The organism is Fodinibius roseus (assembly GCF_900129315.1).
Classification (GTDB): Bacteria; Bacteroidota; Rhodothermia; order Balneolales; family Balneolaceae; genus Fodinibius; species Fodinibius roseus.
The window spans coordinates 165,761-185,311 of sequence record NZ_FQUS01000003.1; the positions used below are offsets into that span (position 1 = coordinate 165,761).

At 49.6% G+C, this 19,551-nt stretch carries 16 protein-coding genes; 11 read left to right on the forward strand and 5 right to left on the reverse strand.

The features are described 5' to 3' along the window. Nucleotides 1-59 precede the first annotated feature (59 nt). From hemB to BUB16_RS03765, 3 genes are all read left to right on the forward strand, one after another. Nucleotides 60-1,052 (forward strand): porphobilinogen synthase, encoded by a 993-nt coding sequence (gene hemB, locus BUB16_RS03755; RefSeq protein ID WP_073059629.1) that lies wholly within the window; start codon nucleotides 60-62, stop codon nucleotides 1,050-1,052. Between the two features lie 39 nt (nucleotides 1,053-1,091). After that, the gene (gene hemL / locus BUB16_RS03760; protein WP_073059631.1) at nucleotides 1,092-2,384 is read left to right on the forward strand and encodes a glutamate-1-semialdehyde 2,1-aminomutase; all 1,293 of its coding nucleotides are present in this window, start codon (nucleotides 1,092-1,094) and stop codon (nucleotides 2,382-2,384) included. 158 nt (nucleotides 2,385-2,542) lie between these two features. Continuing rightward, nucleotides 2,543-2,869, forward strand: a complete 327-nt coding sequence (locus tag BUB16_RS03765) for a DUF6787 family protein (RefSeq protein ID WP_073059633.1) — start codon at nucleotides 2,543-2,545, stop codon at nucleotides 2,867-2,869. 2 nt (nucleotides 2,870-2,871) lie between these two features. On the opposite strand, the gene BUB16_RS03770 is transcribed toward BUB16_RS03765, so the two are convergent. From BUB16_RS03770 to BUB16_RS03790, 5 genes are all read right to left on the reverse strand, one after another. Then, nucleotides 2,872-3,237, reverse strand: coding sequence for an MmcQ/YjbR family DNA-binding protein (locus tag BUB16_RS03770; RefSeq protein ID WP_073059635.1), 366 nt, complete (start codon nucleotides 3,235-3,237; stop codon nucleotides 2,872-2,874). A gap of 15 nt (nucleotides 3,238-3,252) precedes the next feature. Further along, nucleotides 3,253-3,774 carry a hypothetical protein gene (locus BUB16_RS03775; protein WP_073059637.1) on the reverse strand — a complete coding sequence of 174 codons (522 nt, stop codon included), beginning with the start codon at nucleotides 3,772-3,774 and terminating at the stop codon, nucleotides 3,253-3,255. A 171-nt stretch (nucleotides 3,775-3,945) separates the two neighbouring features. Then, complete coding sequence (locus tag BUB16_RS03780; RefSeq protein WP_073059639.1) at nucleotides 3,946-4,320, reverse strand: DUF423 domain-containing protein; 375 nt, start codon at nucleotides 4,318-4,320, stop codon at nucleotides 3,946-3,948. Nucleotides 4,321-4,339: 19 nt separating this feature from the next. Continuing rightward, on the reverse strand, nucleotides 4,340-4,996 hold the full coding sequence (locus BUB16_RS03785) for a CDGSH iron-sulfur domain-containing protein (RefSeq protein WP_073059642.1): 657 nt from the start codon (nucleotides 4,994-4,996) through the stop codon (nucleotides 4,340-4,342). A gap of 100 nt (nucleotides 4,997-5,096) precedes the next feature. Further along, entirely contained in the window at nucleotides 5,097-5,912 is an 816-nt protein-coding gene (locus BUB16_RS03790) for an SDR family oxidoreductase (protein WP_073059645.1), read from the reverse strand. A 308-nt stretch (nucleotides 5,913-6,220) separates the two neighbouring features. Between BUB16_RS03790 and BUB16_RS03795 the strand changes: the two genes are divergently transcribed. The 8 genes from BUB16_RS03795 (at nucleotide 6,221) to BUB16_RS03835 (ending at nucleotide 19,548) form a co-directional block, all read left to right on the forward strand. After that, nucleotides 6,221-6,664 carry a hypothetical protein gene (locus BUB16_RS03795; protein WP_139240174.1) on the forward strand — a complete coding sequence of 148 codons (444 nt, stop codon included), beginning with the start codon at nucleotides 6,221-6,223 and terminating at the stop codon, nucleotides 6,662-6,664. A 394-nt stretch (nucleotides 6,665-7,058) separates the two neighbouring features. Further along, nucleotides 7,059-10,541, forward strand: a complete 3,483-nt coding sequence (gene dnaE, locus BUB16_RS03805) for a DNA polymerase III subunit alpha (protein WP_073059652.1) — start codon at nucleotides 7,059-7,061, stop codon at nucleotides 10,539-10,541. Nucleotides 10,542-10,654: 113 nt separating this feature from the next. Beyond that, nucleotides 10,655-10,990, forward strand: a complete 336-nt coding sequence (gene trxA / locus BUB16_RS03810; protein WP_170864275.1) for a thioredoxin — start codon at nucleotides 10,655-10,657, stop codon at nucleotides 10,988-10,990. A 555-nt stretch (nucleotides 10,991-11,545) separates the two neighbouring features. Then, nucleotides 11,546-12,124 (forward strand): RNA polymerase sigma factor, encoded by a 579-nt coding sequence (locus tag BUB16_RS03815; RefSeq protein WP_073059657.1) that lies wholly within the window; start codon nucleotides 11,546-11,548, stop codon nucleotides 12,122-12,124. A 509-nt stretch (nucleotides 12,125-12,633) separates the two neighbouring features. Then, entirely contained in the window at nucleotides 12,634-13,692 is a 1,059-nt protein-coding gene (locus BUB16_RS03820; RefSeq protein ID WP_073059659.1) for a FecR family protein, read from the forward strand. 22 nt (nucleotides 13,693-13,714) lie between these two features. After that, nucleotides 13,715-17,128, forward strand: coding sequence for a SusC/RagA family TonB-linked outer membrane protein (locus BUB16_RS03825; protein WP_211483082.1), 3,414 nt, complete (start codon nucleotides 13,715-13,717; stop codon nucleotides 17,126-17,128). A gap of 38 nt (nucleotides 17,129-17,166) precedes the next feature. Then, on the forward strand, nucleotides 17,167-18,774 hold the full coding sequence (locus BUB16_RS03830) for a SusD/RagB family nutrient-binding outer membrane lipoprotein (protein WP_073059661.1): 1,608 nt from the start codon (nucleotides 17,167-17,169) through the stop codon (nucleotides 18,772-18,774). A 180-nt stretch (nucleotides 18,775-18,954) separates the two neighbouring features. Continuing rightward, nucleotides 18,955-19,548, forward strand: a complete 594-nt coding sequence (locus BUB16_RS03835) for a RidA family protein (RefSeq protein ID WP_073059663.1) — start codon at nucleotides 18,955-18,957, stop codon at nucleotides 19,546-19,548. Nucleotides 19,549-19,551 lie beyond the last annotated feature (3 nt).

Sequence of the window (19,551 nt, forward strand, 5' to 3'; positions counted from 1 at the left end):
GGTGCGACTCGTTCGCCCCGGGTCACCGGTAATCTGTCAATATCAATAAACGTATTTTTATGACACACGGACAATTTCCCTATATACGCGGACGGCGGCTGCGGGCCAGTGCGGCGGTCCGCCGGATGGTCGCAGAGCACGATCTGAAACCAGCGGATTTTATCGCCCCGGTCTTTGTGATGGAAGGAGAAGATGAGAAAATCGAAATTCCCTCCATGCCCGACTACTACCGCCATACGCTCGATTTGCTGCTTGAGGAGGTCAAAGAGCTGAAGGAAGCGGGAATCCAGTCGGTATTGATCTTTGCAAAAGTGCCGGAGGAGAAGAAAGACAATAAAGGCTCCGAAGCGTTGAATCCCGGGGGCCTGATGCAGCGGGCGGTCCGGGCCGTCAGGGACGCATTTCCCGGGATGCTGGTTATGACCGACATCGCAATGGATCCGTATTCCAGTTACGGCCACGACGGCATCGTAGAAGATGGAGAAATAGTAAACGACGAGTCGGTGGAGGTGCTGGCCAAAATGGCCGTAAGCCACGCTGAAGCCGGAGCTGGTATGGTGGCCCCTTCTGATATGATGGACGGTCGTATCGGAGCTATGCGGGAAGCCCTTGACGAGGCTGGTTTTGAGCACACCGGCATTATGGCGTACAGCGCCAAGTATGCCTCGGCGTATTACGGGCCCTTTCGGGATGCCCTGGATTCCGCCCCCGGTTTCGGGGATAAAAAAACGTATCAGATGGATCCCTCCAATGTCCGGGAAGCCGTTAAGGAGGCAACCCTGGATGAACAGGAGGGAGCCGATATTGTTATGGTAAAACCGGGTATGCCGTACCTGGATGTTGTCAGGGCCGTTAAGGAGCAGGTATCGGTGCCGGTGTCGGTATATAATGTTTCCGGTGAATACGCTATGTTAAAAGCCGCTGCAGAGAAGGGCTGGCTGGACGAAGAGGAAGTGATGATGGAGGCGTTAATCGGCTTCAAGCGGGCCGGCGCGGATTTGATCGCTACCTATTTTGCAAAGGACGCGTCGAAAGTACTGAATGGCTCGTAACCGGCCTTATATTATATTTAGAAAATCAAAAATCACTTCATGTTGGAAACAAGCAAAACATTATTTGAACGGGCACAGCAATCCATTCCCGGCGGGGTAAACTCCCCAGCGCGGGCTTTCAATTCGGTAGGCGGCGCACCCGTTTTTCTGGAACAGGCCCGGGGATCCGTCCTTACGGATGTCGATGGCAAGGAGTATATCGATTATGTGGGGTCGTGGGGGCCGATGATCCTGGGGCACGCCTACGGGCCGGTGATTGAAGCGGTACAGGAAGCGGCGGCGAAGTCCACTTCATTCGGAGCCCCGACTGAGATTGAAGTGAAGATGGCGGAACTGGTTAAACAGATGGCGCCCGGCGTCGACAAGATCCGCATGGTGAATTCAGGGACGGAAGCCTGTATGAGTGCTATTCGTGTAGCCCGGGGCTATACCGGGAGAGATAAGGTCATCAAGTTCGAAGGAAACTATCACGGCCACGGCGATTCGTTCCTGATTAATGCCGGCAGTGGGGCCCTGACCCTCGGAACGCCCAGCAGTCCCGGGGTAACCGAGGGAACGGCCAAAGATACGTTGACGGCCGATTTTAACGACCTTAATTCTGTTAAAAAGCTGTTAAATGAGTACAAAGGGGAGGTCGCCGCTATCATAGTGGAACCGGTGGCCGGTAATATGGGGTGTATTCCACCACAGAAAGGGTTTTTGGCGGGTCTCCGTGAACTTTGTGATGCGCAGGATACCGTACTTGTTTTTGATGAAGTGATGACGGGATTTCGAGTGGCCCAGGGGGGTGCCCAGCAGCGGTTTGGGGTCACTGCTGATATAGTGACCTACGGAAAAATTATTGGTGCGGGTCTGCCGGTGGGGGCGTTTGGCGGCAGCCGGGAGATTATGCAGGTGGTATCCCCCGATGGTCCGGTATACCAGGCCGGCACGCTGTCCGGAAATCCGCTTGCGATGGCTGCAGGTTACGCATTGCTTTCGGAACTGTATGAAAATCCAGTTCATTATGATGAGCTGGAAGAAAAGACCACCTATCTTTTCCGGGGAATGAAAGAAGTTTTTGAACATCATGAGGTATCAGCCACCATCAATCGCGTGGGATCGATGATGAGTGTCTTTTTTACCCGGGAAGAAGTAAGAGACTTTCAAACTGCTCAAACAACGAACCGGGAACTGTTCAGGGATTTTTTTCATGGAATGTTGACGAACGGTGTGTATCTTCCGCCGTCTCCTTTTGAGTCGTGGTTTTTAGCAAACTCACATACCGAAGCGATGCTTGATGAAACAATAACAGCAGCTGACACGGCTATAGCTGATGCTATCAACAGTTAGCTGATAAAAAAGAGTAGAAGGACGTTGTACAGTCTTCGTGTTTTAATTTATAAGAGAAGATTGAGCCTGTTGTGTTGTATACTGCTTCTGCTTACGGACAGCCGGAACAGGGGAAGGGCAGGCAACCGCAGTAATTTTTTGTAATCTGGAATTGATACATGAGTAAACTGATTGAAAAATTAATGAAGCGGTGGGGGGTCGAAAGTTACGGCGGCCTGCTGCTTATTCTGGTTATTTTTTCATTAACGGGCATCACCGTCCTTTACGTGCGAAAGTTTATGTTCGGGTGGATAGGAGTGAATGCCGAGACGCCCATCCTGGTCGAAATTGTCGCCTGGATTATTATTGTCTTTCCGGCCTACCAGGTTCTGCTCCTGCTGTACGGGTTTATTTTGGGCCAGTTCGAGTTCGTGTGGAACTTTGAGAAAAAGAGCCTCCATCGTATAAAAAGCTTATTTGTCCGCGGCGAAAATACTCAGCCTTAATCTCAGCTTTCCTCCATTTTTTCCAGTTTTTTTTGCTTTTTTCTTGACAGTCCGTCCACCACTAAACTATACGAATCCTTGATCCATTCTTTAATCAGCTCTTCATCGAGGGCTCCTTCGGGATGGATCGTGTTCCATTGACGCTTATCCATGTGTCGGCTGGGCTGAACTTCCTTATAAAGATTGCGAAGCATGGAAGCCTTTACGGGGTCGCACTTCAGTTCAATGTTTTTAAATTTATCTGCATCGGCAATGGCATAGATTTTATCCATCACTTTAAATGCTAAGATATCTTTGTCCTCAAAAGGAGAATGTTCGGTTGTACCTTTGAAAGAGAGACAAAATTCTCGAAAATCTTCTATGTTCATGAATGTTTAATTGCTTTAGTTATTGATTTCGTTATAATCATGGATAAACTCCTGAAGGAGATCTTCGGCTGCCTGGTCTATGAGCTGCAGCTTATCGTAGGAGACAATGCCCACTGTGCCGCTTTCCCAGGTGTTGGCTGTAGTTTGTAAATCCTGGTTCAGCACAAGTTTTACAGGCTGATAGAAGTATAAGTTTACAGCAAAAGGTACAAGTCCCTCTCCGGCATCCATGGCATTAATATGCAGATACAATAGCGGGATTTCATCGGACTGCCTGACTTCTTCCCTCGGGACGACTCGTATACCGCCTTCCTGCAGGGCCCGTTTGCCTTTTTCCTGTAGGGACGGGACGTTAATGTTCGTTTTTTCCGTCAACGGGGCGTTGGCCTCGTAGTTGACCGAAAGTCCCATCGATTGAATGCCTTTCAGGGAACTTCGCTCGCGAGCCACTTCATTTTGTGCAAAAACAAGCATCGGAATCAGCCATAGCATCAGCACCAGCAAGAGTCGCTCGTTTATTTTTATGGATATACTCATATACTGTGACTTTCACCGCATGGGGTTTCTGATACTGGCTAAGTGCCTATAGAACGGGTTTTAACCGTCTCCCAGGCTTTTAAAAGCACTTATTTAATTAGTGTTAAGTTATAATAATGAATGGGAACTGCAAGTATGAATTTTGCCCGTAGAAATGATGGTTACCATCGGTTATATATTTTTCCAAACTGTTACCGCAAATAATATCCATGAGGCGATAAAACAAAGTCCCCCGACAGGCGTAATCGCCCCCAGCCAGCGGATGCCGCTGACCGAAAGCAGATATAAACTTCCTGAAAATACAATGATACCGGCGAGCATCAGCCATCCCGACCACGATAACAGTGCGGAGTCGGGCAGGTAACGTGCAACGATCCCGATAACCAGCAGCCCGATGGCATGGTAGAAATGATAGGTGACGCCGGTTTCAAAGATGGTCAGCATCTCCTCTGAAAGTATTTTTTTAAGGCTGTGGGCTCCAAAAGCACCCAATATCACGGCCAGAGCCATGGCGACGGATCCGATTGTTAAAAATAGTTTTTGCATAGTATAAGTTGATTTAATATTACCCTTCAAAGCCCACTTCCTTATGCGTGCCGTCACAGAAAGGTTTGCCAGAGGAGCTGCCGCAGCGGCAGAGGGCGATATTCCTGGTACTGGCCGCCGGCTGGGCCGCAATAGAATATACCCGGTAGGCTCCTTCTATTAAGGCAGGTCCGTTTTTCATCAATTTCACCACAAGTTTGGATTGGTCCTTCTCTTTTGCGGCATCGGAAGGTTTTAGCTTGCTTTCATCAAAAGAAGCGGGGGCTTCAAATGCGATATCCCGGTGTGAATTATCACAGAGCGGTTTGTTCCGGGATTCCCCGCAACGGCACAAGGCCAGGCGCGTATCCTTCAGGACCGTTTCTCCCTCGGCATTATGCACTTCGATATCTCCGCGCAGAAAGACGGGACCATCAGGCGAAATGATAATGGCATTCCGCGGTTCCGGTCCTTCCAGTGGTTCGGTATCGCGATATTTTAGGGCGCCTGTGGGACAGCTGTGTATTACTTTTTTTATTTGATCGGGGGACGCATGTTCAGGTTGAATCCACGGCCGTTTGTCCGGATCAAAAACCGACGGTAGGTTCTTAACACATTCCGCGGCGTGGATACACCGCTCCTGGTCGTACTCTATGGTGATATCATCCGCCTGATAGCTGTAAATATCTAATTTCATGGTTTTCTGGGATTTTGCATAAAATTTAAGGTTAAAACAAGGTGATCCGCGGGATAAAAGCCCCGGTTAGTTCTCCCGCAAGCGGGCGGGGTAAACGGTCCTAAAAATCCATCGGATTCGGGTACTTGAACTCGTAGTCGAGCATGTGCTTGAGCTTCAGGTTGGAGACGACTTTATAGTCCTTCCCCTCGTCCCGGGCGTATTCCGGGGGACTGAGGTCCTTTGCTTCTGCAATCGCCGGATAATACATCTTTTTGGGCGGATGTCCGTCGGAAACCCCGTTAAAAATCTGATTACGGATATCGCTGTCGATTAATGCCCGGATAATGCCGATGCAGTCATCCTGATGGATCAGGTTCACAGGGGCATTGCCCCTGCTCAGGTTCGTCCGTCCCGCCAGGTGATTGACGGGATGCCGATCATAGCCGTACAATCCGCCAAATCGTATCACCGTTGTCTCAAATGAGGAGTGATTCATGAGTAATTGTTCCGCTTTTAGCAGGGCATTGCCGGTATCGCGGACGGCCTCGCCCGGTTTGGTATCCTCTTCGCCTACAATATCCGGTTTTTCGGGGTACACCGAGGTAGAGCTTACAAATATGACCTCACCAATCGAGGATTCCTGAAGCCGGTTGACGACGGACTGAATTTGCCGCAGGTGGAAGGCCTCTACATTCTCACGGCCTCGTCCGGGAGGAATATTCAGAACAAGCAGGTCGGCGTCCCAGAACCCGGGATCGGCGTCCGCATTGAGATCGGGATCCAGCCGGATCAGGTATGGCTGAATGTTTTTGCCTTTGAGGAGAGCCAGCTTCTCCCGGGAAGTGGTCGAACCTTTGATACTGTGACCGCTGTCCCGAAGGTGTTCGGCAAGGGGGAGGCCCAGCCATCCGCAACCTAAAATACTAATAATCATAATGAAACGTGTCTGTGAGTAGAGAGCTTTGCAAAACTTTTTTTTGCCAATCCCTTCTTTCTCGCGAATTCAACATCTTTACAAATGCTTTTTATATGCTACTGTTTTGAATGCGCTCAGGGGTTGATATTGACTAAAATTCCTGGTTTTTCAAAGCCCCGGGTAAATATATATAAGAGAAGTTATAGTACAAAAAGGAGCAGAGATTAAAAGAGATTAAAAATGTGTTGAACAGGGAACATCTGAACAGTAAATGAATAACAGGGGTTGAAGATGCTAACAGTAATATAAATGAACGTATCAGTATTATGAAACGGATTACAATTGCAGTAATTGTACTATCGGTAGGATTGTTTTTCGGATCTTGCAGTGAGAAGTCGGATGACCAAATAAATGAGATGCAGGAGCAGGCTGAGCAATCCGCCAATGAGTCCATGAGCTCGATGGAAGAGGGAGCGGAAACGATAAACGATAAATTTGTGCAATATGTGGAAAAACAACGTGAGGCCCTGAATGAAGAGATGGAGGACATTGAGGCGGCCCTTAATGAACAATCAGATGCCCTGGAGCCCGCCCTTGAAGAACGCTGGAACGAGTTGAAGGACCAAAAGGAAGAGCTGGATGAACAATACCAGGAAATAAAAGAAAGTACTGGTGAGAATTTTGAAGAAACAAAGGCCGATTTACAGGATCAGGTGAGCAGCTTGAAAGATGAATTGGCTCAGCTTAAGCAGGAGTTGGGTATCGAGTAATCGTAATAGGGTTGCTCATTTTCGGTTAAGGGAAGGCCCGGTCATCGCGATCGGGCCTTTTTTTGTGTATGGAAGCCTTTGCAAAACCTTTTTTGGTCAATGTCGGCGCTATCGATCGATTAAATCTTCGTCTGTGGTCGATATGCTGCGACTGCAATCTCTCTGGCCTTGAAATTTCCCGATGCTTCGGGTCTGGTTTTTCAAAGACTTTGTATGGTAACAGGGCAGCATAAAGGAAGGCACCGGGATCCGGGGGCCCTGGGAGCTGTATCACGTCCCCGGGGGGGAGGGATAAATCAAAAAGGAGATTCATTTCTCCAAAATATTCCCTTAATTTTGTGGTTAAGGAATGGTATAATAATGCGAACAAGATCACAAACCTCAGGTAAGCCGGATGGATTTTTCACACCTTCATTGTCACACCCAATTCAGCATGCTCGATGGTGCGGCCAGCATCAGCCAGCTTGTCAAAAAGTCGAAGAATGAAGGGATGCCGGCTATTGCCATTACCGATCACGGTAATATGTTTGGGGTGCCCAAGTTTGTCAATGAAGCCCATAAGCAGGGCGTAAAACCGATTATCGGCTGCGAGTTTTATGTGACGCCCTCGGGCATGGACGACAAGAAGGATACCACACGCTATCACCAGGTGCTGCTGGCAAAGAATATGACAGGCTACCGCAACCTGTCCAAGCTTTGTTCGCTGGGATATACCGAGGGGATGTACTATAAGCCACGCATTGACAAGCCGACGCTGGCGGAACATGCCGGGGGACTCATTGCCACGACCTGCTGCATCGCCAGTGAAATCAACCAGAAGATCATTAAGGAGGGAGAAAGTCAGGCGCGGCCGCTGTTTGAATGGTACCTGAACGTGTTCGGGGATGATTATTACATCGAGCTGCAGCGGCACGGGCTGAAAGACCAAAACCGGTGTAACGAGGTGCTGGTCAGGTGGGCAAAAGAATATAACGTGAAGATGGTCGCCACGAACGACTCGCATTATGTGGATGAGGAAGATTCGGAGGCGCACGATATTCTGCTGGCGCTGCAGACCAATGCCGATATTGATGACCCCAATCGTTTCCGGTTTACCGATGACAACAACAATCTGAACACCGATTACTACCTGAAGAGCCCGGAAGAGATGGAGGAGCTGTTCGACGACCAGCCCTCGGCCATCGACAATACCAACGAGATTATCGAAAAAGTCGAGGATATTGATCTCAGCTCGGAACTGCTGCTGCCGCATTACAGTATCCCCGACGAGTACGATTCGATGTACGATTATCTGCGCCAGCTTACCTACGACGGCGCCCGGGAGCGCTACGGGGAGATAACCCAGCAGGTAAGCGAGCGGATTGAGCAGGAGCTGACGATCATTAAAGAGATGGATTTTGTCGGCTACTTCCTGATTGTGCAGGATTTTACCACCGAAGCCCGCCGCCGTGACGTGTTTGTGGGGCCCGGCCGGGGATCGGCCGCCGGCTCCATTGTGGCGTACTGCCTGGGCATCATCAATATCGATCCGCTGGAACACGACCTGCTGTTCGAACGATTCTTGAATCCCGAGCGGGTGAGTCCCCCCGATATCGATATCGACTTCGACGACAGCGGCCGCCAGGAAGTGATTGATTACGTGGTGGAAGAGTACGGCCGCAATAATGTCGCCCAGATTGTGACCTATGGCACCATGAAGGCCAAGACATCAATCCGCGATGTGGGACGCGTGCTGGGTGTTCCGCTGGAGGAGGTGAACCGCATCACCAAGATGTTTCCGGACGGTCCCGGCTTTACGGAGTTTGAAGATGTACTGGACAGCCGAAAAAACCCGGAGTCGGCCAAGGATATCCAGCAGCTCTTCGAGCATCCCGACCCGCAAATACAGAAGATGATGCGTTTCGCGCGGACCCTGGAGGGATCGGCGCGGCAGACCGGCATTCATGCGGCGGGCGTGATCATTGCGCCCGGCGAGATCAGTGAATATGTCCCGGTGGCGCTGTCCAAAGACAAGGAACTGATTACCCAGTACGACGGTCCCCACGCCGAGGAATGCGGACTGCTGAAAATGGATTTCCTGGGGTTGAAAACGCTGTCCATCCTGAAAACGGCCATTAAGTATGTGGAAGAGAACCACGGCGTTCATTACGAACTGGATGAGATTCCCCGGGATGATGAGAAGACCTTCGAGCTGTATCAGAAAGGAAATACGATCGGGACTTTCCAGTTTGAGTCCGACGGCATGCGGAAATATCTCAAACAGCTGAAGCCGACGTCACTGGACGATCTCATCGCCATGAACGCCCTGTACCGGCCGGGACCGATGCAGTTTATTCCCGAATATATCGATCGCAAGCACGGGCGAAGCGAAGTGGAATACCCGCATCCCGACCTGGAGGAGCTGCTGAAGCCGACCTACGGCATTATGATTTACCAGGAGCAGATTATGAAAGCCGCCCAGATTATTGCCAACTATTCCCTGGGCGAAGCGGATTTGCTGCGTCGCGCCATGGGAAAGAAGAAGCAGAAGGTGATGGCCAAACAGCGGAAGGTCTTCACCGAGCGGGCCATCGAGAACGGGGTATCGGCGGATAAGGCCGAAGAGCTCTTCGATATCATGGCCGAGTTTGCGAACTACGGTTTCAACAAGTCGCATTCGGCGGCTTATTCGGTGGTGGCCTATCAAACGGCCTTTTTCAAGGCCAACTATACCCCGGAGTATATGGCGGCCGTACTGACCCATAACATGGGGGATATTGACAAGGTATCCAAGTTCATCGAGGAGTGCTACCACAACGGCATCACGGTGGATCCGCCGAATATTAATACGGGTGCCGGCAAGTTTGTGGCCGTGGACGGACGTATCCAGTACGGGATGGAGGCGATCAAGGGGGTGGGCTCCAATGCCGTTGAGGAAGTCGTAAAAGAGCGCAGAGCAAACGGTACCTTTGAATCCATATATGATTTTGCCCGCCGCATTGATTCGAGAATTTGCAATAAGCGGACCCTCGAGAGCCTGATCCAGGCGGGCGCCTTTGATGATTTTAATAAGAACCGCCGGCAGCTGCTTCACAATATGGAGGTGATCATCAGCTATGGTTCGCGGGTACAGGAGATGGAGAACTCCAACCAGTCCGACCTGTTCGGGGACGGCAGCGGCAATGCTTCGGCTATTGATGAGCCGGTGCTGGAAGAGATTCAGCCGTGGTCCAATATTGAGCGGCTCAACAAAGAGCGCGAGCTGATCGGCTTTTACCTGAGCGGACACCCGCTGCGCAAGTATGAAGAAGATGTGGAAATGTTTTGCTCGCATACGCTCGATGCCGGGGAGCTGGAGCAGCTCAACGATCGTACCGATGTGCGCTGCGCGGGCATTATCACGCAGGTCAAGCGGGTAACCGATAAAAAAGGACGTCCCTTTGCCTTTCTGCAGATGGAGGACCTGCACGGGACCGTAGAGGTGATTGCTTTCAACGAGGTCTATGACCGTAACCTGGGAATGATCCAGGTCGATACCCTGGTGGTGGTTGATGGCAGCATTGACACCCGCCGCGGTAAACCGCAGATTATCGCCAACAGTTTTGAACGAATCGAAAGCATGCGAGAGAAATACCAGGATCAGATTGAGCTGAAACTGGATATTGACACCTCGCAGATAGGTGAGGAGGAGCTGCACGAGATGGCCAGTCTGTTTGAGCAGAACCTGGGACAAACGAATGTGCGCTTTAATGTGTTGAGCAGGGAGGCCAAACGCCCCTTTGTCATGCACGTTCGGAAGTTTGTAGTCGATCCCAACGAAGAGTTGATGGGCGGACTCAAGTCCCTGTTGGGCAAGGGATCGGTGGCCCTGAAGCGAAGCGCCGGTAACGGGAGATAAGTTTTTGCAATCTGCCCTATAGCAAGAAATGATATGATTGTCAATATATATTGTACGATATTGATCTGAAATAATTAAAGAGTTTAACCTTAACTAACGAATAAGATGTTATTATGAGTAAAGCACTTGAATTTACAGATGAATCGTTTGAAGAGGATGTCCTGAATGTGGATTCCGACACTCCTGTGTTGGTGGACTTCTGGGCCGAATGGTGTGGCCCGTGCCGGATGGTGGGTCCCGTCGTGGAGGAACTGGCCGGTGAATTTGAAGGCAAAGCCAAAGTCGGGAAAGTGGACGTGGATTCCAATCCCGAAACATCGACCAAATACGGCATTCGAAGTATCCCCTCCCTGCTCATTTTTAAGGATGGGGAAGTGGTCGACCAGATCGTAGGAGCCGTGCCGAAGGCACAGCTTAAAAAGCAGCTGGAAGCACAAGTCCAGAATTGATGACCATGTGATCAGGCGGCGACATAGTAGTATTTGTATAGAAAAGGCGGTGGGTTATCCATCGCCTTTTTTGTTTGGGTTAATCCTGGTTTCTCACCAAGAATTTAGTTGTACGGGAAATCCGGGTTATCCCGTATCACCATATCCTTTAGACTTTCCATCCCGTCGTACTTATCCTATTCAGGCTGAACGTTACGCTGATGTTACCGGTTTTGAATAAAAGGCGGAAGGGCCTGGATTCCCGGAGCATAAGCTGCTTACAGAAACCGTATTACGGTCTGCTTGCATTGAGGCTTTTAAAAAAAATAAAGGCGGATGACAGATCATAATTATTTAGGATGTATATTGGAGGTACTTTATTAATTGGCAATAGTCCATTATTATCATTTAATTAGACTATAAGAAGAGATTGGCTATAAAAAAATAGTGCGAAAGGCGAATATAAACTTTGGTGGCCTGGTAAGGAGGGATCTGCAACAGGAATAAATAAATTTATATGGAAGATTAGTTACAGCCTAATTTCTTGTATTTTTATTTTAAAAGGATAGGTAGAACATGGTAGATTACACGTCAAATGAGCAGCGACTCTGGGAGTCTTTTCTGAAGGGCGATTTGAAGGCCTGGGAACAGATTTTTAAGTTGTTTTACAAGGATCTGTATGGCTACGGTATAAAATTGTCGTCTCGGCCGGAGTTCACCAAAGACTGTATTCATGAACTTTTTGTCGTACTGTGGGATCGCAGAGCACATTTGGATGAGGTAGAATCTGTCAAGGCCTATCTTTTGGCTTCCCTGCGTAGAAGTCTGCTGAAGAAGATCAGGAAAAAGCGAAAACATTATGTAGACTGGGACGAAAAAGTACATACCACGGTCGATATCCAGTTTTCGCCGGAAGAGGTCATCATCAGGGACGAAATAAAAGCGGATAAGCGAAATGCCTTGTACAAGGCCCTTGATTCCCTTCCCGATCGACAGAAAGAGGTGCTTTACCTGAAATATTTTAACGGTATGAGTTATGACGAAATAGAAGAAATTCTGGGGATCAATTATCAGTCCATACGTAATCATATGTACCGGGCGGTGAAAAGGCTGAAGAAAATTATGAACGATCAATTTTCTGAAATTGCCATCTAAAAGCCTGTCGGACGTAGCAAAATCTATTGCGATTCCGTCTAATATGGCCGGGTTCCGACGTTCTTTCGTTAAAGAGATCCACTATTTGCCTCAAAAAAAATTAAAAATTTGATTCAACCCGTCTGACCCTCCCCGCGTCCCCTAAGACAGATAGACTCCTATCCGCTCTCATTCTCTTGTTTGTTCCTTTTTGAAGTGTTTTGAATCGTTGTGGTTCATTATAAAGCGAATGTTGAACAACCGTTCGTTCGGCTTTGCGTGTCAGCCGTTCCTGAATGGAGACTGCGCGAACAACTCGAGCTTGTTTCAGTAATGCCCGCACACAAGAGCAGCCATTTTCACCTGTAGTAGAGCGCTTCCTGAAGTAATGTTTACGTCACAAGGTATCGTTAACGTCATATAACCGCCTTTTCAGTGTAAATAGAAAAAAATAAAATTAGGGTGAGTACAAAATGATTTGAATTGCTCTATGGTAGTGAATGAAGATTTTTTCAAACCGATGATTCAGCGTGAAAGAAAAAAGGCATATCATAGGGCAATTGCTTGATGACCCCTCCTTTGTCAGGTGGGTGGAGGGAGATTTGAATCGCCGCCAGGCTAAGCGGTGGAACCGGTGGGTTCAGAAAAGCGAACAGAACCGGAAATTGGCGAAAGAAGCTCAAAAAAGAATTACGGGTTTCTCTTTCGGGGATCCGGTGCTGCCTGATGTTCAGTCTGAATGGAAGAACATTTATCGTGAGGTTGCCTCAAAAAAGGAAGCGCGAGGGATAGCACAGAAGATGAGTAACGACCAAAATCGCGATCCGCTCAGTATGGTCTTAAAAGCGGCGGCCGTTCTTTTGGTCGGGGCCTTTATGGGCCTGGCTGCTTATATGTATCAGGAACCGGTACCCGAAGAGGAGCCTGTAGCTTTGCGAACTGTTCAAACGGAGTATGGTGAAAAAAGGACGATTAATCTTTCTGATGGATCGACCCTTATCCTGGCTCCCAAATCCAAAATCACCTATCGGGAAAACTGGTTGGAAAAGCCGGTAAAACGAATTAATTTGGAGGGAGAAGCGTATTTCTCTATTGCATCTCAGGGAACTACAGGGCAACCTACCTTTGTCGTTAATACCGAAGATGGTTCCGCTTCTGTCTGGGGAACCCGGTTCACGATGGATACCTACGGAACTGGGACCAGGGTCGTTTTGGAGGAGGGAGAAGTACGGATCCTTTCAGAAGAAGCTGAAGCCACAGAAAAATCCGCAACGACCATACAGCCCGGCCAGATGATACGCTACAGTAAATCCGATAATACGGTAGAACTCAAAGAGGTAAATCCAAGGGTATACACCTCCTGGTCCACGAATGAACTCTTTTTCGATAACACGCCCCTGTCGGTGTTGACAAATCGGATTGAACGCACCTATGGTGTAGAAGTTAAAGCAGAAGACGATGAGCTGTTGCAGAAAAAACTGTCCGGATCCGTAGATTTCAGGAGCCTGGAAGGATTAACGAGTGCGGTAGCGGAAGTTTTCGAAATTCAAATTCATCGATCAGGGGAGACCCTCATTATCAAACAATAATAAGAACAAACAAGGCATGATTATGAAAAGGTACAAATGGATAGCAAGTCTGATTGTTTTTCTGGTCGCTTTTACGCAATGGACGGCGGCCCAGAATAACCAGAGTAACAATAATGTATATGTCACTGCCAGCGACTGGAGCACGCAAAACCTGCATGAAGTTGCAGAAGGAACCAGCCTGCAGGAGGTTCTCTCCCTGGTTGAGGAAGAGTATAATGTTAACTTTTTGTTTGACAGCAAGCTGCTTGCCGACCGGCACCTGTCTGAAAATAAGATACTATACCTGAATCGTGATCTGTTTGATATTCTTGACCGGTTGCTTACCGAATTCGGTTTTACCTATAAAAAGCTTACCCACCGGACCTTGGGGATCGTTCCGGCAGAGTTGGCTTTGGAAGAGACGATATATATGGAAGTGATCTCAGGTACCGTAACGGATGCCCAGACCGGGGAACCCCTGCCGGGTGTGAACGTGATGGTCAAAGGGACGACTATTGGTTCCTCAAGTGATGCCGATGGTGCTTTTGAGTTTAATGCCCCGTCATTGCAGGATACCCTGATCTTTTCATTTATTGGCTACCAGACCCAGGAAGTGCCTATCAATGGACGCACGACCATAAATGTTGAATTGGTACCTCAGGCCATATCGGGTGAAGAAGTGGTCGTTACGGCTTTCGGTATAGAACGGGAAACGCAGTCACTGACCTACAGTACGGAAAGTGTGGACAGCGAATCGCTGACGGAAGCACGGGAGTTGAATGTCGTGAACTCGCTTTCCGGTAAAGTGGCGGGAATGCAGATAAACCAGGCCGGTACCGGGGTCGGCGGTGATACCCGGGTGGTTCTCCGCGGGAACCGATCTATTTCGGGGAGCAGCCAGCCGCTGTATGTCGTCGACGGGGTGCCCATTCGCGGGGATATCAGCAATATGAACCCGGATATTATAGAAAGCATCAACGTACTGAAAGGACCGAATGCGGCCGCCCTTTACGGTAGTGAGGCCCAGAACGGCGCGATCGTCGTTACGACGAAAAGAGGCCAGGCGGGAGAAATAGATATTAGTTACAGCAGCAATTTTATGTTCAGGGATCCCCTGTTGTTAACTGAATATCAGAACCAGTACGGTCAGGGGACGTCCGGTGAATATGCTCCCAGCTCCGAGTCGAGCTTTGGCCCCAGAATGGATGGACGAATGGTAGATCACTGGTCGCCGAATCCTGAAAGGGACGGGGAACAGTACGCCTTCAACCCCCAGCCGGATAATGTACGGGATGCTTTTCAAACCGGCTATAATTCCTCCAATAACCTGACGGCCAGTATGGGAAGCGAGAATATTCAGGCTCTCTTCTCATATACCTTTACCAATTCAGAAGGCGTGGTGCCCGGTAATGAACTGGATCGCCACAACATCAGCGCCCGCGTAAACAGCCAGCTGTCGGACAAATTGTCGCTGGACAGCAAGCTGTCTTATATGCGCCAGAGCATTGATAATCAATTGTTTACGGGCGAGAATTTTGCCAATCCTATCCGGCATATTTACCGCATGCCGCGGAATATCCGGACGGCGGATGCCGAAAACTTTGAGTATTTTACACCGGAGGGGACCCGGCGCCAGCACTACTGGAACCCGCTTTCCAACGGAGGCGCGAACCCGTACTGGACTATGAACCGGAACCTTAGAGAGAATGTCGGCGATCGCATTAATGCACTGGCTTCGCTGACCTACGATTTTACGGATTACCTGAGCCTGATGGTCCGTTCCGCCTATGACGGGGGAAGCGGAGAAGCCGAAATAAGGCGCTATAACGATACGTATGTAATCGCTCAGAATGGATATTATCAAATTAACCAGAGCACTGGCTATGAGTGGAACAGTGATTTCCTGCTTTCGTACAACCAGGATCTTACCGAAGACTGGTATGTGGAAGCCAACCTCGGGGGGAACATCAAGCAGGAGCGTAACTCCGGTATGAGTTCAAATACGAATAACGCCCTGACGATCCCCAACTTTTTTGCCATTTCCAATACGCAGAACGTAGCGGCCAGCGAAAATATCGGATCCCCGATGGACATTTATTCGGCCTATGCATTTGGACAACTGGTCTGGAAGGATGCCATCTACCTGGATGTCTCCGGGCGTAATGACGTCAGTTCCACCCTTCCCGAAGACAACCGATCGTATTTCTATCCTTCAGTCGGATTGTCCGCAAGTTTAACGGAGTTAATTCCCGGGATGCCGGAGGTCCTAAATAACGCTCGGATCAGGGGATCCTGGGCGAAGGTGGGGAACAGCGCCCCTCCTTTTATGACCATCCGGACCGCCAGTCTTTCCGCCGGGGGTAATAACGGCTTTCTGCAGCTGGACACCACCCTGCCCAATGAAAACCTGAAACCTGAAGAAACGGAGTCGTTTGAACTGGGGGCCAATGTCCAATTTCTGGAAAATCGACTGGGGCTGGATTTCACCTATTATAAAACCAATACCCGGGATCAGCTGTTCCAGGTGGCTGTACCGGTAGGCTCCGGCGCCAGCTCCTTCTTTACGAATGGCGGAGATGTATCAAACGAAGGGTATGAAATCCTTCTGAACGCAACGCCGGTACAAAACCGGGACTTCAACTGGGATCTGAACGTGAACTATTCTACCAATGAAAATATGGTGGAAAAGATTTCGGAAGATCAGCCTCGCCTGACACTGGCCACCGATTTTCTTCGCGCTTTTCGCATTGAAGAGGGTAAACCCTTCGGACAGGTTTATTCCAGGGGCTGGGAGCGAACAGAAGATGGACGGGTGATCGTAGGAGAGGATGGCATTCCGGAGGTAACCGGCGGACTGACCGTCCCCGTCGCGAATTTTTCTCCCGACTGGAGAGGAAGTATTCGCAGTACTTTTTCCTACAAGAACCTGAGCATGAGCTTTCTGATCGATCACCGCCAGGGAGGAAGCATTGCTTCTCTTACGAATGCCATCCTGTTTGACGATGGCCTGACCAAGCAAACGCTGAAAGGGCGTGAAGGGGGTATGGTGTTCGGAAGGGACATTTACAGTAATCTTGATGCGGTGGTGCGAACCGGCGGGACCGATGAAAATCCCGAGTATAGCGAGAATACCACGCCAATCAGTTCCCAGCAATTGTGGACATCGATCGGGGGACGTAATACGCCGGTGGGGGAAGCGTTTGTCGTAGATGCCACCAACACCCGGTTGCGGGAGCTCACGCTCGGTTACACGTTGCCGCAGAGCCTGATTTCCACGCTTCCTGTTTCCAACGTGAAATTCTCGCTGGTGGGCAGAAACCTGCTCTTTATCCACCGGGCATCCGAGAACCTGGATCCCGACCTTATGACCGGAACGAATGCCGCGGCCGAAGGATTTGAATCCTTTACTCCGCCATCAAGCCGTACGTTCGGTGCGAACATCAAGATAGATTTTTAGAAATAATATTAATGCAAATGTCTTAAGGGAATTACATTATGAATAGACTTAAAAATAATACACTTACAATGGTGAGCATGGGTCTGCTGGTCATGCTCTTTATGGCGGGTTGCAACGACCTTGAGGAATTGAATACGCCGGATGACCAGCTGGTCGCAAATAACCTGGAGGCTCCTCAATTGGGTCAGGCCTTTGCACAGGCCCAGTTTTTCGGGATGTATGGAAGTCCGGGTCCTTTTCAGCTTATGCAGTCGCTGCATGCGGATATTTACGCCCAGTATTTTGCAACGACGGCAGCAAATTTTGATTCTGATCAGTTTGTGATGATCGGGAGGTGGCAGGACGGGGCCTGGAATGGCTTCTATGGCACGGCTGCACCCCAGCTCGATTTTGTCGAGAATTTTACCGCCGAAAACGGGATGGACCTCGAGAATGCTATCGCCAAAGTGATGAGGGTACAGCTCTATCACCGCATTTCCGACTACTGGGGACCCATTATTTACTCGGAGTTTGGCAATGGAGAGACCAGCGTACCCTACGATTCCCAGGAAGAAGTGTACAATAACTTTTTCGCCGCCCTCGATTCAGCGGTCACGGTCCTGCAATCCAATGCGGGCGGCAATGCATTCGGCAGCAATGACCAGATTTACGAGGGAAACGTGGATCAGTGGCTGACGTTTGCCAACTCCCTGCGGCTTCGCCTGGCGATGAGAGTCAGGTATGTTGCCCCGGATTTGGCACAGACCGAAGCCGAGAAAGCGGTCAGCGCGGGTGTTATGATGGCCAATTCGGATAATGCCGATCTGCTGACCACCCAGAATTCCAGGAATCCCTATACGACCATTACCGACTGGGGCGAATTCCGCATGAGTGCGGCCATGGAAAGCGCGCTTGACGGCTATGAAGATCCTCGCCGGTCAACATACTTTCAGCCCGCGGCCAATGGGGATCAGGACGGGGACGGTAGCGCCTACGAAGGATTCCGCAACGGCTTGCCCAAAACCCAGAAAGAGGCAGGCGTAGGTGAAGGAGAAGAAAAGGAGGGTCTAAACGACCGGTATTCGGATATGGGCATCGACTGGATGAATAGTAGCAGTGGCGGTTCCAATCCCGCTATCGATATTATGGATGCTTCTGAAGTCTATTTCCTGAGAGCCGAAGGAGCGCTGATCGGCTGGAATATGAATGGAACGGCCGAAGAGTTGTATGAAGAGGGTATTCGCCTCTCCATGCAGGAAAATACCTCGGCTTCTTCTGCAGAGATCGAGGCCTACATAGAAAGCGGTAATACGCCCGCCTCCCCGGATGATGTGTGGAACAGCCCGGCCTTGTCCGACATTCCGGTGGCCTTTAATAATTCTGGCAGTGTAGAGCAGAGACTGGAGCAGATTATTACCCAGAAATGGCTTGCGCTCTATCCCAACAGCATGGAAGCGTGGGCGGAATACCGCCGAACGGGATACCCCACCCTGTACGACCCGATTAATTCCCTGAACTCCGATATTCCGGTAACTGACCGGGTAAAACGTATTCCTTTTGTCAGCAGTGAATACTCGGATAATGCAGAGGCTGTGCAAAATGCAGTACAGTTACTGTCATCCGGATCGGATGATGAGACTACCGAACTTTGGTGGGACGCAAAGTAGAGATTAGATTAGAAAAGTAATATATAGTACGTAACAGGGAGTAAAGGAACCCCTTTACTCCCTGTTATACCTATTAGTTAGAGTAATACTGCTCTTCTGTAGTCTGATGACATGTATGTTATAATCGATGTATCAAACTTTTTTTAGCTCTGTTAATATTTATCAAACCTCTCCGCATTTATGAAACACACTCTTTACAGAAGTCTGGCAACACCTGCTCTGTTATTCTTTCTGGTTGTTACCCTGCTTGCCTGCGGCTCCAATGACGCCGGTCAGCCGGTCAGCGATAACGAGCCCGACAATTATGATTACGATGTCGAGGAACGGCTGTCAGAGCTGGGTATCGAACTCGACGAAGAACCCACCCCGCCTGTGGCGAACTATGTGCCCAGCGTGCGAACCGGCAATCTCATCTTTCTGTCGGGGCACGGTCCCGATAAGCCGGATGGAAGCCAGGTGATCGGCAAAGTGGGAGAGGAGCTTTCTATTGAAGAGGGCCAGCAGGCGGCTCGTTTAACGGCTATTTCTTTGTTGACCTCCCTTAAAGCCGAAATCGGCGACCTCAACAAGGTCAAACGCGTGGTCAAGGTTTTCGGTATGGTCAACGCCACCAGTGACTTTACGGAGCACCCGCAGGTCATCAACGGCTTTTCTGATCTGATGGTTGAAGTGTTCGGCCCAAAAGGAAAACACGCCCGTGCTGCTGTAGGTATGGGTTCGCTGCCGGGCAACATACCGGTTGAAATTGATATGATCGTAGAAGTGGGCGAGTAGTTT

Bases quoted from the DNA above. Each gene is read 5' to 3' on its own strand.
- BUB16_RS03775 (WP_073059637.1), bottom strand. From the start codon at position 3,774: ATGAGTATATCCATAAAAATAAACGAGCGACTCTTGCTGGTGCTGATG.
- dnaE (WP_073059652.1), top strand. From the start codon at position 7,059: ATGGATTTTTCACACCTTCATTGTCACACCCAATTCAGCATGCTCGAT.
- BUB16_RS03795 (WP_139240174.1), top strand. From the start codon at position 6,221: ATGAAACGGATTACAATTGCAGTAATTGTACTATCGGTAGGATTGTTT.
- BUB16_RS03780 (WP_073059639.1), bottom strand. From the start codon at position 4,320: ATGCAAAAACTATTTTTAACAATCGGATCCGTCGCCATGGCTCTGGCC.
- trxA (WP_170864275.1), top strand. From the start codon at position 10,655: ATGAGTAAAGCACTTGAATTTACAGATGAATCGTTTGAAGAGGATGTC.
- hemB (WP_073059629.1), top strand. From the start codon at position 60: ATGACACACGGACAATTTCCCTATATACGCGGACGGCGGCTGCGGGCC.
- BUB16_RS03835 (WP_073059663.1), top strand. From the start codon at position 18,955: ATGAAACACACTCTTTACAGAAGTCTGGCAACACCTGCTCTGTTATTC.
- BUB16_RS03815 (WP_073059657.1), top strand. From the start codon at position 11,546: ATGGTAGATTACACGTCAAATGAGCAGCGACTCTGGGAGTCTTTTCTG.
- BUB16_RS03825 (WP_211483082.1), top strand. From the start codon at position 13,715: ATGAAAAGGTACAAATGGATAGCAAGTCTGATTGTTTTTCTGGTCGCT.
- BUB16_RS03765 (WP_073059633.1), top strand. From the start codon at position 2,543: ATGAGTAAACTGATTGAAAAATTAATGAAGCGGTGGGGGGTCGAAAGT.
- BUB16_RS03790 (WP_073059645.1), bottom strand. From the start codon at position 5,912: ATGATTATTAGTATTTTAGGTTGCGGATGGCTGGGCCTCCCCCTTGCC.
- hemL (WP_073059631.1), top strand. From the start codon at position 1,092: ATGTTGGAAACAAGCAAAACATTATTTGAACGGGCACAGCAATCCATT.
- BUB16_RS03770 (WP_073059635.1), bottom strand. From the start codon at position 3,237: ATGAACATAGAAGATTTTCGAGAATTTTGTCTCTCTTTCAAAGGTACA.
- BUB16_RS03785 (WP_073059642.1), bottom strand. From the start codon at position 4,996: ATGAAATTAGATATTTACAGCTATCAGGCGGATGATATCACCATAGAG.
- BUB16_RS03830 (WP_073059661.1), top strand. From the start codon at position 17,167: ATGAATAGACTTAAAAATAATACACTTACAATGGTGAGCATGGGTCTG.